The following is a 16571-nucleotide window of genomic DNA, read 5'->3' as shown; positions in this document are numbered from 1 at the left end:
TGTTGCTGGGGAAACGCTGATTTTTCCGTTTGGCGGCGTTGCTTGCTTTTTTTGAAGCGGGGCAGGGCCGAAGAGCCCAGCACCCACTTCCAAAAAAGCTCGCGCCTTGCCAAACGAAAAACTTAGCGTTTCTTAATGGTTAAAACTAACCTTCCTGGGAAGGCAATCCTTAGTAGCGCCACCGTTGGCAGTGGCAGCGTATAGTTAACGAAGAAAGGTAAGGTGGGCCAAGGAAAGGCTGAGTTTTTTCGTTTGGCAAGGCGCAAGCGTATTTTGCGAGGGGGGTGACAATTCCGCAGGGAAGCGGAATTGGGAACCGCCTGCAGGGCGGGAGCCGAAGGCCGAGGCCCAGGACGGGCCGAGTCAACTCTTTGGCCCTGCCCGGTCCTTTTCTCCGCTCGGGCTTCGTGGAGATGTGCGGGTCAGCAAAGCTGCCCGCACCCTCCGCCCTCACTCCACGGCTCGCTGTGCTCACGACTGCCGTCGGCTTTAGAGAATGACTTTCCCGCCAACGCCACCAAACGGAAAAAGACAGCCTTTACTTTTTATAGACAGCGCCCGTAGAGGCAGACGTCACCTGCGCAGCATAGCGCCGCAGGAAGGAAGAAGCTATGGGCTTTTCCACAGGCACAAAGCTCGCGCGGCGGCGGGCAATTTCCGCTTCGTCCACCAAAAGTTCCAGTCTGCGGGCTGGAATATCAATGGCAATTTTGTCGCCGTCCTGCACCAGGGCAATCAGGCCGCCTTCGGCTGCTTCCGGGGAAATGTGCCCAATGGCTGCCCCGCGTGAACCGCCGGAAAAGCGGCCGTCGGTAATCAGGGCCACGTCGCCGTCCAGCCCCATGCCAGCAATGGCCGAGGTGGGGGTGAGCATTTCACGCATACCAGGGCCGCCTTTGGGGCCTTCGTAGCGAATAACTACGGCATCGTCTGCCTTAATGAGCCCGCCAAGAATGGCTGCCACGGCGTCTTCTTCAGAATTGTACACCTTGGCGGTCACGGTGCGCTGCATCATGGAAGGCAGCACGGCAAACTGCTTTACCACAGCGCCTTCCGGGGCCAGGTTGCCGCGTAAAATGGCAATGCCGCCTTCTTTGGAGTGGGGCTGGTCCACAGGGCGAATCACGCGTGGGTTTTCATTGCGGGCTTTCAGGGCCGTAATGTTTTCGGCAATGGTGGCCCCGGTGGTGGTCATGGCGCTGCCATCAATCATGCCTGCTGCCAGCAGTTCCGCCATAACAGCCTGAATGCCGCCAGCTTCATGCAGGTCCACAATGTGGTGTGGCCCGGCAGGGGAAAGCTTGCACAGGTTGGGGGTTTTGCGGCTAACGGCGTCAAAAATGTCCAGGGTCAGGTCCAGGCCTGCTTCGGCAAAAATGGCAGGCAGGTGCAGCACGGTGTTGGAAGAGCCACCAAGGGCCATGTCCACTGCCACAGCGTTTTGCACGGCTTTTTCCGTTACGATGTCGCGCGGGGCAATGTTCTTTTCCAGCAGGCGCATTACCTGCATGCCTGCCTTTTTGGCAAGGCGAATGCGCGCAGCAGAAACGGCAGGAATGGTGCCGTTGCCGGGCAGGGCAAGGCCAATGGCCTCTGAAAGGCAGTTCATGGAGTTGGCCGTGAACATACCCGCGCAGGAGCCGCAACCAGGGCAGGCGTTTTCTGTCAAATCTTCCAGCTCATCCTCTGTCATGGTGCCGCCGCGTACACGGCCCACGCCTTCAAACACGGTAATAAGGTCGGCTTTTTCGTCGCCCTTGCGGCCCGGCAGCATAGGGCCGCCGCTTACCAGCACGGAAGGCACGTTCAGGCGTAGCATGGCCATGAGCATGGCAGGCACGCACTTGTCGCAGTTGGGAATAAACACCATGGCGTCAAAGGGGTGGGCTGTGGCCATAATCTCAATGGAGTCGGCAATAATTTCACGGCTTGGCAGGGAAAAGCGCATGCCTTCATGGTTCATGGCAAGGCCGTCGCACACGGCAATGGCCGGAAATTCCATGGGGGTGCCGCCAGCCATGCGCACGCCAGCCTTTACGGCTTCAGCAATTTTGCCCAGGTGAATGTGGCCGGGAACAACTTCGTTAGCGGCGTTCACCACGCCCACCAGGGGGCGGCTCATTTCTTCACGTGTCATGCCAAGGGCATACAGCAGGGAACGGTGGGGGGCTTTTTCCGGGCCTTTGGTCATTTTTTCGCTTCGCATGGTGTGTGTCCTTTTATATTCGTATGGGTCTTTAGTTCTAGATGTAGAGCTCGCAATAGAAACGCTGGTTACAGTGCATTTTGAAAACGCTCAGTTATTTCGTTTGGCAAGGCATGAGCTTTTTTTGAAGCAGGAGTGGACTCTTTCTCCTTTGCCAGTATCTTTAAAGCCGACGGCAGTCGCGAGCGTAGCGAGCCGTGGAGAGAGGGCGGAGGGAACAGACAGCTTTGCTGGCTGTTCATCTCCACGACGCCTGAGCGGAAAAACGTAGCCAAACGGAATAAATCAGCGTTTTCCTCACATGGTGCGGGAAGGGTCCCCACGCACCGCAAGATAACTTGCCGCCATGCCCGTAAGAGTGGGCAGGGCCACCAGGGCAAGGCATAGTTCCAGGGGCAGAAAACGTATTTCCATAAACAGGGGGGGGAACTGCAACAGGCTGTGCACCTGCAAAAAGGTAAAGCGCAGCAGCACCAGGGCAAGGCAGCCGCCCAATAGCCCCACAGTGGCCCCATTCACCAGCAGTGGCAGGCGAACGTACCAGTTGGGTGCCCCCACCAGTTGCAAAATTTCAATTTCATGCGCCCTGGCAAACAGGGAAAGGCGCACCGTGTTGCCCACCACAAGGCCCAGGAGCAGCCCTAAAAAGGCCAGGGTGGGCCACATAACATAGCGCCCGGCCTTGCGCCAGGCCTGGCCCAGTTCGTCGCGCAGGGGGGTTGCCAGCACCCGCTCCACGCCGGGCAGGTTTTGCAGGTATTCCCCGGTTTCTTTCAGCCAGCGTTCGGTGTCTTCCTCATTGGGGGCAAAGGAAACAAGGGCTGTGGCTGGCAGCGGGTTTTTGCCTGTAAGAAAGGGGAACAGCTTTTCAGAGGAAGCTTTTTTGCCGTGCAGGCGTGTGCCCAATTCTTCCAACGCTTGTTGGGGGGTAAACGTTTTCAGCCCGGTAAACCAGGGCAGGTTTTTCAAACGGCCCCACTGTTCTTCCACAAGGGCCATTTCAGAGCCTGCCCGCCAATACACCTGAAAGGCGGTTTCCCCTTTAACGGCACCCAGTTCGTGGTTCAGGGTGACCAGGGTAATAAGGAACAGGCCGGAAAGAAATACCATAAGGGTAACGGCCGCAAGGGTACATACCTGCACCCAGGGGTACAGGCCCATGTCTGCAAAGCCCTGGCGTACCAAGCGCATCATGGTACGCATCATAGCCTGCCCCCTTCAGTGTCTGGCGGGGGCAAGGTAATGCCGTGTTCTCTTTCCCGGTGGCGGGGGGCTTTTAAAATGCGGGCTCCGGGCCAGTTGGCATCACGTACGGCGCCGTCTTCCAGCCATAAAATTTTGGCCTGTGGGTGGCGCTTCATCAGTTCTTTACTGTGGGTAGCAAAAATAACCGTGGCCCCGTAAGCCTGAAATTGCTTGAACAGCTCCATAAGCCGGAAGGAAAGGTGCGTGTCCAGGTTGCCAGTGGGTTCGTCGGCCAGCAGCACTTGCGGGTTCATAACAAAGGCGCGGGCAATGGCCACACGTTGCTGTTCCCCGCCGGAAAGGGCACCGCAAGGGGTTTCCAGGTGGTTTTCCAGGCCCAGGGCACGGGCCACGGCACGCACCCGGCGTACCACCTGCTGGGGGGCAAGGCCGCGTACTTCCAGGGGCAGGGCAATATTTTCATTCACCGTGCGTATGGGCAAAATCTTGAAATCTTGAAACACAACACCCACCTTGCGGCGCAAAGCCGGAAGCTGGCGGTGCTTTAAGGTGTGCAGGGGCATGTCTGCTACGCTGGCTTCACCGCGCTGCACGGGCAACGCGCCATAGAGCAGGCGCAGCAACGTGCTTTTGCCAGCCCCGGAAGGGCCGGAAAGGAAGAGGAAATCGCCCTTTTCCAGGGAAAAGGTGCAATCTTTCAGCGCCCAGTAGGAGCCGAAGGTGTGGGAGAGATGGCGCACGTGTATCATAATGTGGGGCAACTATACGGAATAGGGCTACAGAAAACAAGGGAAACGCTGATTTATTCCGTTTGGCGCTGTTGCTTTCTTTTTTTTCAGCGGGGCAGGGCCAAAGAGCCCAGCACCCGCCTCAAAAAAAGTTCGCGCCTTGCCAAACGAAATAACTACGCGTTTCCCAAATATCCCTTGGTAAATGTACCTTACGCCTCTGTCCCCTTGGGCAGAATCAAATTCAAAATAAGCCCGGTAAGCCCGGCAAGGCCAATGCCTTTGGCGGAAAAGGCCCCGGCCTGCAATTCCATGCCCCCAAGGCCGAACACCAGCACCACCGCCACAATGGCAAGGTTGCGCGGCTTCATCAAATCTTCCCCTGCCCGCACAAGGCTGTTCATGCCTACCACTACAATGGCCCCAAACAGCAGCACCATAATGCCCCCCATAACCTGGGTGGGAATGGTGGTGAGCAGCGCGCCCAGCTTGCCCACAAAGGCAAGGCATATGGCGGAAAGTGCCGTCCAGGTCATAACGCCGGGGTTGAAGGCGCGGGTAAGGGCTACGCCGCCGCTTACTTCAGAATAGGTGGTGTTGGGCGGGCCGCCTACCAGGGAAGCCACCATGGTGGCAACGCCGTCGCCCAGCAGGGTGCGGTGCAGGCCGGGGTCTTTCATGTAGTCGCGCCCGGTAATGGAGCCAATGGCCGCAATGTTCCCCACGTGCTCAATGGTGGGGGCAATGGCAATGGGCACAATATAAAGGATAGCTTCCAGGTTCCAGGTGGGGAACACAAACTTGGGCATGGCAAACCACGGGGCATTGGACACCGGGGAAAAGTCCACCACGCCATAGAAAAGGGCTACAGCATAGCCAGTGGCAATGCCGCACAAAATGGGAATAAGCTTGAGCATACCGCGCCCCAGCAACGAAACACCCACCGTGGCGGCCAGGGCAGACATGGAAATAATCAGCGCATCGGGGCGGGGCAGGGTAATGCCCGCCTTGGTGGTGAGCTCTGTTGCCATGCTAATGGCCACCGGGGCCAGGGAAAGGCCAATAACCATAATAACAGGCCCGGTCACAATGGGGGGCAGCAGGCGGTTTACCACACCAATGCCCCGGTAATACACCAGGGTGCTGATAAGAAAGTACAGCAGCCCCGCAGCCACCAGCCCGCACAAGGTGCCGGGCAGGCCCCAGGTTTGCACCCCAAACTGAATGGGGGCAATAAAGGCAAAGGACGATGCCAGGAAAATGGGCACCCGGCCTTTGGTAATTATTTGGAAAATTAGGGTGCCTACCCCGGCGGTGAACATGGCAATGCTGGCGTCCATGCCTGTGAGCAGGGGCACAAGCACCAGGGCCCCAAAGGCCACAAAAAACATTTGAGCACCCACAAGGGCGTGGCGCGGCTCAAAGGAATAGTCGAGCTGGGAAATGGAGGATGATGATGAAGATGGTGATTTGGTCATTGTGCAGTTCTCCGTGGCGGCTAATTGCCCCGTGGGTGCGCCATGCGGCTTCGCCGTTCGCCAATAAGAGGTATAGAATGCTGCGCACCAGCACCCTTGAGCTACCTTTTTTTGGGGCAGAGGGCAAGAAAAAGAGTTTCCTTTGGGGAAACGCTGATTTGTTTCGTTTGGCGGTGTTACACGCTTTTTTTGATGCGGGGCAGGATCGAAGAGTCCAGCGCCCACCTCAAAAAAAGCTCGTGCCTTGCCAAACGAAAAACTGAGCGTTTCCCAGGTGCTATGTAATCCGTAGTTTCCGAACACAGCACACAGGCGGCTGCCACCCCCAAAACACACGGCACCAAGCCTGCCATAAGTTTGACCAAAGGGAAATGCATTGGGTGGTGCATGTGTGTATTTAGTTGCAAATACTGCTAAAATTGATGGTGGCACTGTAAATGCATAAGCAACTGCACCTTGCCCTATGCCGGGCGGGTGGCTTTGCCGCAACAGCGGGCCCATAACCGGGCCAGCCAAAAGAACACCGGGAAAGCCCATACGTTGCGTACCGCACAGGGTACGGGTGAACAACGCCCCCCCTGTGTACCGGAAGGAGGACCTATGCAAGAAGCCATGTACACCGCGCTGTTCGGGGCGCTCAGTAACGAGCACCGCATGAACAGCATTGCCAACAACCTGGCCAACGTCAACACCACAGGCTACAAACGTGACCTTTTGGCCTTTGAAGACACGTTTGCCATGTATGCCCATGACCAGATCATGGAGCCTGTAACCAACCTGCGTGCCAAGCCCATGTTCCCTGAGCCACAACATATGGCCCGTGTGCGGCTTGCCGTTTCACACACCGACTTTGAGCAGGGCGGCCTGAAGATAACGGGCGCACCGTTTGACGTTGCCATTAGCGGCGATGGTTTTTTGAAAGTGCAAACCCCTAACGGCGAACTTTTGACGCGCAACGGGCATTTCCGCCTGAATGCTGAAGGCCAGATGATTACGGAGCAGGGCTTTCCTGTGCTGGGTGGCGGCGACGCCATTACCCTTTCTGCTGGCTTTAAAGATATTGTTATTGCCGAAGATGGCCGCATTTTTGCCGACAACGCACTGGTGGGCCAGCTTGATGTTGTTTCAGTGGACGACCCAAGCATGCTGGAAAAAGCGGGGAACAACCTGTTCCGCCCACGTGAAGGGGTAACCGTAGGTGAACAGCCCGCCCAGGGTGTGTTGGTGCAAGGCTTTTTGGAAGCGCCAAACGTGGACGCCGTGTATGAAATGGTGAACATGATTGAAGCCCAACGCCAGTTTGAAGCCTATACAAAAGTAATGCAAACGGCTGAAGCGCTGGATAAGGCCAGTATTCAGCAAGTGGGCAAAGGTAGGTAAGGCCATGCGTTTTGAACCAATAAAAATTTCGTCCAGTCGGCCAAAGCAGGCCTGGCAGGCCGCCTTGGCCGTGCCCCTGGAGCGCACCCTGCGCCTGTGCCGGCGTGCCGTGTTTACCCGGCCCATAATTGTTGGGGTGGAATGCCTACCCCCTGAATTGAATACTGCATCGGCACCCAGTTATGGGCCGCTGCACACTACAAAACCCGGATTTGTCACAAGGAGCCTACCATGATGCGTTCCCTTTGGACGGCCGCCACTGGTATGGTGGCCCAACAACTGAACATTGACGTTATTTCCAACAACCTTGCCAACGTGAACACCACGGGCTTTAAAAAAGGCCGTGCCGAATTTGAAGACCTTATTTACCAGAACCTGCGTATTGCAGGCAGCATCACCGGGGCCGGGGGCGACCAGCGCATTCCCACGGGTATTCAGGTGGGTCTTGGTGTGCGCCCCACAACGGTGCATAAATTCTTTTCCCAGGGCGACTACCAGAACACAAGTAACCCCCTGGATATGGCCATTGAAGGCGACGGCTTCTTCCAGGTGCTGGTGAACGGCGAACCTGCTTACACCCGTGCGGGTGCGTTTAAGCTGAACCAGGACGGAACCGTGGTTACGGCCAACGGCTACATTTTGCAGCCTGAGTTTACCGTGCCTGCGGAAACAAAAAATATTGTGGTGACGGAAAACGGGCATATTGCCGCCCTGGATGCAGCGGGGCAGGAACTGGCCGCCGCGGATATTCCGCTGTACACCTTTATTAACCCGGCAGGGTTGGAAGCCAAGGGGCGCAATCTGTATAACCCTTCAGAAGCTTCGGGTGAAGCACAGGAAGGCGTGCCGGGCGAAGAAAACGTGGGTACCATTGCCCAGGGCTTTCTGGAAATGTCCAACGTGGAAGTGGTGGACGAAATGGTGAACATGATTGTGGGCCAGCGTGCTTACGAAATGAACTCCAAAGCCATTCAAACCTCTGATTCCATGTTGCAAATAGCAGTACAGTTGAAACGGTAAGAGTACCAGGCGCTGGCTTGCCAGCGCCTGGTACCCCTCGCAAAAGGAATATGTCATGTCAGGTTTCTTCACACGCTACGCCTTGCACCCTGTGGTGTTTGCCCTGTGCCTGCTGTTGGCTTTTGCCAGCAGTGCGGTTGCCGCGCAAGAAACCACGCAGGGGCAGGAAGTGCCCTGGCGCATCCGTTTTTTTGAAGCGGCAGTGGTACAGGGGCCAAAGGTAACTTTGGGTGAAGTGGCGGCCCCGGTGGGTGATATGCCTGCGGAGTTGTGGCGTGAATATGCCCTGCGTGAATTGTGGCCTTCCCCGGCGGAAGGCAAGGGCGCTGTGAACATGACGCGCCCCCGCTTGCAGGAAGCGGTTGTGGCCACCATGCGCGACCTTGCGCCTTACTGCCTGTTTCCCGGTTCCATGGCGTTACAGCGCGGCGGGGTTGCCCTGAATAAAACCCAGGTGCAGCAGCTTGTTGTCAAGGAACTGACACCCATGCTCAATTCCATGCCGGGGGAAAATACCTTGAGCGATTTTCGCCTGCCAGGGGCCATTTTCATGCAGCACCCAGGGCAAACCCTTGGGCTTGAACAGCCCAAGCGCCTGCAACCGGGCAGGGTAAGCCTGCGCATTGTGGTGCATGAACTGGACGGCAAAGCCGTGCAAAAGTTTACTGGTTCCGTGTTTGTGGATTCATGGATGGAAGTGCCCAGCGCGGCAACGCCTTTGAACCGCGACGACCTGTTGGAGCCGGACAAGGTGACCTTTATGCGCACGAACCTTGCCCACCTGCGCGGTGCCCCCTGGGACGGCAGGGGCGGCCCCTGGCGCATGCTGCGCCCGGTGGGGGTGGACCAGGTAATTTATCAACACGACCTGGCATATATACCCACAGTCCGCAAAGGGTCGCAGGTCACCATTGTGTATATCAGCCGCAACGTAACCCTTTCTGCACGGGGTGAAGCCCTGGCAGATGCGGGTATTGGCGAAAGCGTGACCGTGCGCAACAGCCAAAGCAAGAAGGAAGTGACAGCGGTGGTGAAAGACGCTGCTACTGTCGAGATTCGGGCTCCGGGGCAATAACTGAGCGTTTCCTAAAAGCTTTGTATCCAGTGCTGCCTTACTTGCCTCTGGAGGGGGGTACGTGGTGGTGGCAACAGGAATGATTTTGAGAGTACCAGGAATATCTGCGGGAGAGGGATCATACATAGTATTGGAACAACAGGCCCGTGCCAGCCGGGCCGTGGAACAAGGCAAGCAACCCGCGCAAGCGGCATATGAGAAGGAAAACACCATGCGAAATATTACACGCTGTATGCTTATTGTCTCAGGCATTGGCTTAGCGGGTTGCGCCCCGCAAAAGCATACATCCACCCCCATGCCCCCCATTACCCAGGCTCAGGTGTATACGGAGCCGGACCAACGTGTGGCAAACCCCGGTTCGCTGTTCAGCGCTTCGGAAAACGTAGACATGTATGCGGACAACCGCGCCCGCCACGTGGGCGACATTGTGCTTATCAAGATTGTGGAAAACTCCAAGTCTAAAAGCAAGGCTGACACCGACGCTTCCCGCACTTCCGGTATGAGTGTGGACGTAACCAGCGCCCTTGGAGAGAAAACCGTTGGCCCGTTGTGGGGTGCCAGTAGCCTGTTAAGCGGCAAGGTGGGGGAAAACCCACTGCTTGCCAGCCAATATGGTTCCAACATGCAGGCCAAAGGGGAAACCAAGCGGGAAAACTACGTAACCGCCACCATTGGGGCGCGGGTGCTGCAAGTGCTGCCTGGCGGGGTGCTGCAAATTCAGGGCGCACGGGAAGTGCGCGTGAATGAAGAAACCCAGTACATGGTGGTAAGTGGGCTTGTGCGCTCGCGGGACATCGCTTCGGATAACTCGGTGGATTCCACCCAACTTGCGGATTCCAAGGTGGAATACTACGGCGAAGGCGTGCTGGGCGACAAGCAGAAGTCTGGCTGGTTGAGCCGGTTGCTTGATAACGTGTGGCCGCTGTAAGTTAGTTTTTTGGTACAGAGGGTAAAAAGATGTCCCTTGCCTTTTTGGAAAAAGAGGCGGGGGACTTTTTTGTTGGGGAATGTGGGATTATTGTGGTGCAAGCGCCACAGTAATCTTAGCGAGAGGCAAACTAAATAAGAAAAGAGGAATGGGGCGGTGGCAAGCCGCACATCCACTAAAAACACAAAGCCCGCACACGCGGGCTTTGCAGCAAGTGGAGCCTACCAAGCGGAGGGCTATTTGTTGTGAAGATGTTCGTACACGTTCCCCACCATTGCTTCGGAGGGGGTAAGCGTGGGGGAACCTTCAACCCACCCCGCCGGGCACGCTTGGTCTGGCGCGTCGCGCAGGTAGGTCATAGCGCGCATTTTGCGCAGTAATTCGGCAGCATTACGCCCAACATTCACGGCATTTATTTCTGCCCCAACCAAAAGGCCGTCAGGGTTAATAATAAATGTTCCCCGCAAGGCGGTGCCTGTGGTGTCGTCATACACGCCGAAAAATTTGGCTGCTTCCCCTGTTGGGTCTGAAGCCATAAGGAATTTTACATTTTGCAGCAGCCTTTCCGCCTTGCACCAGGCAAGGTGAGAAAACTGTGTGTCTGTAGAAATAGAAATTACTTCAATGCCCATGCGTTGCATTTCAGCCTGGTGGCTGGCAAGGTCGGCAAGTTCGGTGGGGCACACAAAGGTAAAGTCTGCCGGGTAAAAGAATAGAATAATCCACTTCTTTTCCATGAGCAGCTTTGCAAGGCTGCATTCTTCAAACCGGTCATCACGCGGGTTGTACGTGCTGAACACAAAAGGGTGAACTTTATCACCTATTTTGATGGGGTGGGTAGTGGAAACCGCAGCTGCCATATGGCCTCCTCGTATGCTTAATTCATTCATAGGAATAATAGGCCGCTATACAGGAATCGTCAAGAGAAAGCGGTTTAGCCCGCCACATACGTGGGGAAACTGGCATACTAAAGTACGGCGCGTTTGTCTTTTTCTTGACCCCGTTGCCCCTTATGCCCTACAACGCTCACAGGCATGAGTATGCCTATTGTGCCTTGCCAAACGAAATAACTGAGCGTTTCGCAAATGCCAATGAACAGTGGTTCATGGTATATACCCAACTACCAGCTACCAATTGCATAAAAGGTTACCTATATATGAGCGCTTCACAAACGCATTGGGCCGAACGAGGCCGCGAAGTTTTTGCCATAGAAATTGAAGCCCTGCACCATGTGCAGGCAAACCTTGGGGCGGCCTTCCACCAGGCGGTGCAGCTTTTGGGGGCCTGTGCCGGGCGCGTTGTTGTTACCGGGCTGGGCAAATCTGGCCTGGTGGGGCGCAAGCTTGCTGCCACATTTTCTTCCACAGGAACGCCTTCCTTCTTTTTACATGCTGTGGAAGGTGCCCACGGCGACCTTGGTTCCATTCGGGCAGACGATGTGGTTATTGCCATTTCCTATTCCGGAAAAAGTGAAGAGCTCAACGCCATTATCCCTTCCCTGAAGCGCATTGGCACCCCAATAATTGCCATTACTTCCGGCCTTGCCACCCCCTTTGCTTCCATGGCAGACGTGGTGCTGGATTCCGGCATCCCGCGTGAAGCGTGCCCCATGAACCTGGCCCCCACCAGCAGCACCACGGCAACCCTTGCCCTGGGCGACGCCCTTGCCGTGTGCCTTATGGACATGAAGGCCTTTACCCCCAATGACTTTAAAAAATACCACCCCGCTGGCGACCTTGGCAGGCGCCTTGGGCTTGCCATTGCCGATATGATGCATACAATTGTTCCCAGCGTTACGGAAGATGCCCCCATGCAAGCAGCCCTAACGGCCCTGGATGCAGGCGGCCTTGGCGGCGTTGTGGTAACAAACGCAAAGCACAATGTACTGGGCATTTTGACAGATGGCGATATACGCCGTATCGTATGCCAAGGGCGTTATGTGCCAGAAGCAGCCGTTGCCGGGTTTATGACCCGCAACCCAAGAAGTTGCCAGCCAGGCAACAGCGCTGCGGAAGTACTGGACATGATGGAAGAAAAAGCCATAACACTTTTGCCCGTTACAGGTGCCCAGGGCACGCTGGTGGGGGTGGTGCATTTGCACGACCTTTTGGGCAAGGGTAAAGTAAAATTTGCGGGCTAGTCACAGTAACGCCAAAGGCACTGTGCATTTTTGTTCCGTATACATAAGGTTACACCATGCAAGGAAAAAAGGTTAGCGCCAGCCGGGCTACCATACAGCATCAGGTAATGCCCCACCATACCAACAATGCAGGTAAAATGCATGGTGGGGAACTTTTGCGCATGCTCGATTCTGCCGGGGCCATTTGTGCCTTTCGCCATGCACGCGGCACGCTGGTAACAGCGGCCATTGCCCACATGGAATTTATTGCCCCGGTCCACCCCGGCGATATTATTATGTTCCACTGCTCCGTAAACACGGTGGCACGTAGCAGCATGGAAGTGGGTGTACGCATTGAAGCAGAAGATTACCTGACGGGTGAAGTACGCCATGTTTCCACAGGTTATCTGATTTTTGTGGGTATTGATGCCCAGGGCAACCCCCGCACCTTGCCACCCCTTCTTGCCGAAACAGAGGAAGACAGGCGGCGCATGGCAGACGGCACCCGGCGCATGGCTATTTCACGCCTTACCCGGCGCACCGCAGGCAGTTATACCCAGTATTTCCGCCTGAAGGAATTGCCAGGAATGTTCACCCTGTATCAGGTGCCGCCACAAAGCCCGCTCCCCCAGGTGCCAGCCCAAGATTTGCTGGGCATTGTGCGCACTGCGGAAGGACTTTTTTGCGCAGTGAATGAAGCATGCGCCCTGGCATTTGAAGAAGAGCCAGCCCTTACCTTGCGTGACTATTTTTGCCTGGCTATTAATGAAAGCATGAAGCAAAGCAGCATGGAAAACCCGGATGCCTTGCAGGAATACGAAGGAGTACGCCCAGGCAGCGTGGGGGTGCTGGCAAGCATTACCTCTGTGCTGGCAGCCGCCCGCATTCCCGTACTCATCCTTTCTACCCTTACCAACAGCCTGCTGCTTTTGCCACTTGCCCTGCGTGACCATGCCTTCAAAAGCCTGGAAGCCGTTGGCCACCGCATTGAAAAAAACGAGGACGACCCCTGCCAGTAGATCCCGTTTTTTGGGGGACGCTGTCCCCCAAACCCCCTGCAAGGGACGTGACGCCCCTTGACCCCCATTTGCGTTCAGCTTTTCGCGTAGCGAAAAACTGAACGCCGATGCGGGGTTCCAAGGGCATCATGCCCTTGGCGGAGGGGTATGGGGAGGCAGAGCCTCACCATTTGTTGATTCAATGGCAGCCGCCTTGGGTTGCCACACACCTTTTTGCTTAGGTACACGCTATGTCATCCGCTTATCTTCCCCAAGTTGCCCTGCTGGGCCGCCCCAACGTGGGCAAATCCACCCTGTTCAACCGCCTTATTCGCAGCAACCGGGCCATTACCCACGACAGGGCAGGTATTACCCGCGACCGCATGGAAGGGGTAGTGAAGCGCCGTGGCCGCGAACCTTTTATTCTGGTTGATACTGGCGGCGTTACCCTGGACGCTGCGGCAAAAGCCTCGCAAGGGCCGGTGCTGCTGCGCGGGTTTGAAGAGGACATTCTGCGCCAAGCCAAGGAAGCCGTGGCAGAAGCCAGCCTGCTGTGCCTTGTGGTAGATGGCAGAGACGGCCTTACCCCCCTGGACAGGCACCTGGCAGACTTCTTGCGCAAGGTGGGCAAACCCCTGTTGCTGGTGGTGAACAAAATTGATGGGGCAGAAAAGGCCGACATTCTGCTGGCAGAATTCCATAACCTTGGCATGGAGCTGGTGCCCTGCTCCGCAGCCCACGGCTTTAACATGATGGAACTGGAAGAATTCATGCGCGAGCGTGTGTTCCCCGACGGCGACGAAATTCCCGAGCCAGAAGACAAGGCAGAAGGCGAAGCTGAAGAGGAAGCAGAAAACGCGCATATTGCCCTGGTGGCAAGTGAAGACGAACTGGAAATTTTGGACGGCGAAGAAGACGAAGAAGGCACTGCTGACGCCGCAGCGGAAAGCGAAGAAGTGGAAGGGGAACCCGGCTACCTGCGCCTTGCCCTGTTGGGGCGGCCCAATGCGGGCAAATCTTCCCTGGTGAATGCCCTTACTGGCCGCCAGCGCATGATTGTGAGCGACACCCCTGGCACCACCCGCGACAGCGTGGACGTGCACACCATGATTGACGGCGAGCCCTGCACCTTTGTGGACACTGCCGGGGTGCGCCGCCGTTCCAAAATTGCCGACACGGTGGAACGCTACAGCGTAAACTCTTCCATTAAAAGCACCACCAAGGCCCACGTGACCCTGATGGTGGTGGGGGCCGATGAAGGGCTGACCCAGCAGGACAAGCGCCTTATTGACCTGTTGGTGGAACGCCGCACCCCCTTCATGCTGCTGGTAAACAAGTGGGACCTTGTAGACCCTGCCGCACGTAAGGAAAAAGAAAAAGATTACCGCCAGGCCCTGGTGTTTTGCCCCCACGTGCCGCTGCTGTTCATTTCCGCTGCCAAAGACAAAAACCTGCAAAAAATTGTGCCCCTTGCCAAGCGCATTTTCCAGGAATGTTCCTTGCGTATCGGCACCGGGGTGCTGAACCGTTCCCTGGAAACAGTGCTGCAAACCCACCAGGCCCCCATGGTTAAAGGGGTGCGCCCCAAGTTCTTTTATATGACACAGGCGGAAACTTCCCCGCCTACCTTCGTGTTTTTTGTGAACAATGCAGACCTTATTAACGATGCGTACAGCCGTTACCTGGAGCGCGGCCTGCGCAAAATGTTTGGCATTGAGCATGCCCCCATGCGTATGCATTTTCGCTCTTCGCACAAGAAGAAGGCCAAAAAATAGCGGTAGAGCAATTTCACTTTGCAATTGCTCGGTGGCAGCAACCCTGCCACCCGCGGAGCGTGTCGTTTTATTATATTACAACAGATGGCTACATTGAAAAAACCAATGCGCTGCATGGTAAGCCAATGTATACTTTCAAAGTGAAAATGCACGAGCAGGAACCACCATGCACGCCCCACGCAACATTGCCATATTCTTTACTGGCGGCACCATTGGCATGCAGCAAAGTGCTGATGGTGCCGTGCGCCCAGCCCTGCACCTTGCCGACCTGCTGGCAGAACTGCCGGGGGCCGCAGTAAAAAACGCACCCCTGGGGCCGGAACATATTTTGCCTGTAGAATGGGCCGACCTGCCCAGCCCCCACATGACCCCGGCCCTTATGTTCCAGCTTGCCATGGACGTGAAGGCCATGCTGGAACGCGAGGACGTTGCCGGGGCCGTGGTCACCCACGGTACCGACGTGATGGAAGAAACGGCCTTTCTGCTGGACCTTGTAGTGCCCTCCCCCAAGCCCATTGTGGTAACAGGGGCCATGCGTTCCCACGACGAGGCAGGCTATGACGGCCTGCGCAACCTGGCGGCTGCCATTCGCTTATGCCTGTATCCTGTGCCGCCAGATTTGGGCACCGTGGTGCTTATGGCAGATAAGATTTACGCCGCACGGGAAGTGACCAAAGTGCATTCCCTGGCGGTGAATTCCTTTGATGCCCCCGGCGCAGGCCCCATTGGCACCTGCGTGGCAGGTGGGGTACAGCTTTTCCGCACGCCATTGCCGCGCAAAGCCCTTACCCCGCAAGCCATTGAAACAGCCGTGGACGTGGTAAGCCTTGCCCCTGGCATGGATGGCCGCTTTTTGGCCTGTGCCCGCCAGTGCGGGGCGCAAGGCATTGTGGTGGAAGGGTTTGGTGCGGGCAACGTGCCCCCCGGCGTGCTGGAAGAAATACGCGCAGCCGTGGCAGCGCATATTCCTGTGGTGCTAACTTCCCGCTGTATTGAAGGCGGGGTGTGGCCCCTGTATGGCTATAAGGGCGGCGCCAACGAACTGCGCGACCTTGGCGTTATTCTGGGCGGTAGCCTGCGGGCCCCCAAGGCCAGGATATTGCTTATGGCGGCCTTGGGCATGGCCCGTGGCCTGAGCGGATTGGCCAAGATGGAGGCGGTTCGCGCTGCGTTTCAAGCCTACTAGAAACGCCCTGTCTTTCTGTTTGGTTTTGGGCGTGGCACGTTGGTAAAACTAGCCTTTTTCGCGCATACTTCGTTGGCGGCGAATTTTTCGTCAGGGCAGACCGTGAGGTCAGCCCCTTGAAAAATCCGCCGCCGCCTTGTCTGCACAAAAAATTCTATCTTTTCACCAACGCCCCGCCCAAGCACAGCCCCCTGCTCGCGCATGGATGCACCTACGGTGCCTCCACTCGCTCGCAGGAGCTTGGAATGCTTCCCCACACCGTAGTGTTGGTAACACAACCTTACGCCAAAGCCTTCCCTAAAGCCGACGGCAGTCGCGAGCGTAGCGAGCCATGGAGTGACAAGGCGAGGCGCAGGCGGCTACGCCGCCGAAGCATCTTGCTCGCCGCAGGAGCGGAGAAATGACACCCGAACGGAAGCATAGATAGACGATGATAGCGTTATGTGTTATGGAATTTTTCCACGTATACTGA

13 protein-coding genes are annotated in these 16571 nt (G+C 56.5%); 8 read left to right on the top strand and 5 right to left on the bottom strand.

Features of this window, described 5'->3' with window-relative positions; all coding sequences use genetic code 11:
- Positions 1-538: 538 nt before the first annotated feature.
- From ilvD to G497_RS0108515, 4 genes are all read right to left on the bottom strand, one after another.
- Positions 539-2206: a dihydroxy-acid dehydratase gene (ilvD, locus tag G497_RS0108530; protein WP_027187830.1), complete on the bottom strand. Its 1668-nt coding sequence runs from the start codon at positions 2204-2206 to the stop codon at positions 539-541.
- 297 nt (positions 2207-2503) lie between these two features.
- Positions 2504-3412, bottom strand: a complete 909-nt coding sequence (locus G497_RS0108525; protein WP_027187829.1) for a cell division protein FtsX — start codon at positions 3410-3412, stop codon at positions 2504-2506.
- Positions 3409-4161, bottom strand: a complete 753-nt coding sequence (gene ftsE / locus G497_RS17435; protein ID WP_084516142.1) for a cell division ATP-binding protein FtsE — start codon at positions 4159-4161, stop codon at positions 3409-3411. Before ftsE ends, G497_RS0108525 begins: the two co-directional genes overlap by 4 nt.
- 191 nt (positions 4162-4352) lie before the next feature.
- Entirely contained in the window at positions 4353-5618 is a 1266-nt protein-coding gene (locus G497_RS0108515; RefSeq protein ID WP_051257983.1) for a uracil-xanthine permease family protein, read from the bottom strand.
- Between the two features lie 600 nt (positions 5619-6218).
- Here G497_RS0108515 and flgF point away from each other — a divergent pair.
- The 4 genes from flgF to G497_RS0108485 all read left to right on the top strand — a co-directional run bounded on the left by flgF (position 6219) and on the right by G497_RS0108485 (position 10021).
- On the top strand, positions 6219-6998 hold the full coding sequence (flgF, locus tag G497_RS0108505; protein ID WP_027187826.1) for a flagellar basal-body rod protein FlgF: 780 nt from the start codon (positions 6219-6221) through the stop codon (positions 6996-6998).
- A 231-nt stretch (positions 6999-7229) separates the two neighbouring features.
- Entirely contained in the window at positions 7230-8018 is a 789-nt protein-coding gene (flgG, locus tag G497_RS0108495) for a flagellar basal-body rod protein FlgG (protein WP_027187824.1), read from the top strand.
- 55 nt (positions 8019-8073) lie between these two features.
- Positions 8074-9093 (top strand): flagellar basal body P-ring formation chaperone FlgA, encoded by a 1020-nt coding sequence (flgA, locus tag G497_RS17430; RefSeq protein WP_084516140.1) that lies wholly within the window; start codon positions 8074-8076, stop codon positions 9091-9093.
- 211 nt (positions 9094-9304) lie between these two features.
- Entirely contained in the window at positions 9305-10021 is a 717-nt protein-coding gene (locus G497_RS0108485) for a flagellar basal body L-ring protein FlgH (RefSeq protein ID WP_027187823.1), read from the top strand.
- A 236-nt stretch (positions 10022-10257) separates the two neighbouring features.
- Here G497_RS0108485 and G497_RS0108475 read toward each other — a convergent pair whose 3' ends face one another.
- Entirely contained in the window at positions 10258-10881 is a 624-nt protein-coding gene (locus G497_RS0108475) for a peroxiredoxin (protein WP_027187822.1), read from the bottom strand.
- A gap of 296 nt (positions 10882-11177) precedes the next feature.
- Between G497_RS0108475 and G497_RS0108470 the strand changes: the two genes are divergently transcribed.
- The 4 genes from G497_RS0108470 to G497_RS0108455 all read left to right on the top strand — a co-directional run bounded on the left by G497_RS0108470 (position 11178) and on the right by G497_RS0108455 (position 16099).
- Positions 11178-12161 (top strand): KpsF/GutQ family sugar-phosphate isomerase, encoded by a 984-nt coding sequence (locus G497_RS0108470; RefSeq protein WP_027187821.1) that lies wholly within the window; start codon positions 11178-11180, stop codon positions 12159-12161.
- A 56-nt stretch (positions 12162-12217) separates the two neighbouring features.
- Positions 12218-13159: an acyl-CoA thioesterase gene (locus tag G497_RS19165; protein ID WP_051257982.1), complete on the top strand. Its 942-nt coding sequence runs from the start codon at positions 12218-12220 to the stop codon at positions 13157-13159.
- Positions 13160-13389: 230 nt separating this feature from the next.
- Positions 13390-14913, top strand: a complete 1524-nt coding sequence (gene der / locus G497_RS0108460; RefSeq protein WP_027187820.1) for a ribosome biogenesis GTPase Der — start codon at positions 13390-13392, stop codon at positions 14911-14913.
- A gap of 166 nt (positions 14914-15079) precedes the next feature.
- Positions 15080-16099: an asparaginase gene (locus G497_RS0108455; RefSeq protein WP_027187819.1), complete on the top strand. Its 1020-nt coding sequence runs from the start codon at positions 15080-15082 to the stop codon at positions 16097-16099.
- Positions 16100-16571 lie beyond the last annotated feature (472 nt).

Origin of the sequence: Desulfovibrio cuneatus DSM 11391 (genome assembly GCF_000430005.1) — a bacterium.
GTDB classification, from domain to species: Bacteria; Desulfobacterota; Desulfovibrionia; order Desulfovibrionales; family Desulfovibrionaceae; genus Frigididesulfovibrio; species Frigididesulfovibrio cuneatus.
Note: the sequence above shows the minus strand (reverse complement) of the source record. Positions and strands in the feature narration are given on the sequence as shown.

Excerpts from the sequence above, each read along its gene's own strand:
- ilvD (WP_027187830.1), bottom strand. The coding sequence starts at position 2,206 with ATGCGAAGCGAAAAAATGACCAAAGGCCCGGAAAAAGCCCCCCACCGT.
- G497_RS0108515 (WP_051257983.1), bottom strand. The coding sequence starts at position 5,618 with ATGACCAAATCACCATCTTCATCATCATCCTCCATTTCCCAGCTCGAC.
- flgG (WP_027187824.1), top strand. The coding sequence starts at position 7,230 with ATGATGCGTTCCCTTTGGACGGCCGCCACTGGTATGGTGGCCCAACAA.
- der (WP_027187820.1), top strand. The coding sequence starts at position 13,390 with ATGTCATCCGCTTATCTTCCCCAAGTTGCCCTGCTGGGCCGCCCCAAC.
- flgF (WP_027187826.1), top strand. The coding sequence starts at position 6,219 with ATGCAAGAAGCCATGTACACCGCGCTGTTCGGGGCGCTCAGTAACGAG.
- G497_RS0108475 (WP_027187822.1), bottom strand. The coding sequence starts at position 10,881 with ATGGCAGCTGCGGTTTCCACTACCCACCCCATCAAAATAGGTGATAAA.
- G497_RS0108455 (WP_027187819.1), top strand. The coding sequence starts at position 15,080 with ATGCACGCCCCACGCAACATTGCCATATTCTTTACTGGCGGCACCATT.
- G497_RS0108525 (WP_027187829.1), bottom strand. The coding sequence starts at position 3,412 with ATGATGCGTACCATGATGCGCTTGGTACGCCAGGGCTTTGCAGACATG.
- G497_RS19165 (WP_051257982.1), top strand. The coding sequence starts at position 12,218 with ATGCAAGGAAAAAAGGTTAGCGCCAGCCGGGCTACCATACAGCATCAG.
- G497_RS0108485 (WP_027187823.1), top strand. The coding sequence starts at position 9,305 with ATGCGAAATATTACACGCTGTATGCTTATTGTCTCAGGCATTGGCTTA.
- ftsE (WP_084516142.1), bottom strand. The coding sequence starts at position 4,161 with ATGATACACGTGCGCCATCTCTCCCACACCTTCGGCTCCTACTGGGCG.
- flgA (WP_084516140.1), top strand. The coding sequence starts at position 8,074 with ATGTCAGGTTTCTTCACACGCTACGCCTTGCACCCTGTGGTGTTTGCC.
- G497_RS0108470 (WP_027187821.1), top strand. The coding sequence starts at position 11,178 with ATGAGCGCTTCACAAACGCATTGGGCCGAACGAGGCCGCGAAGTTTTT.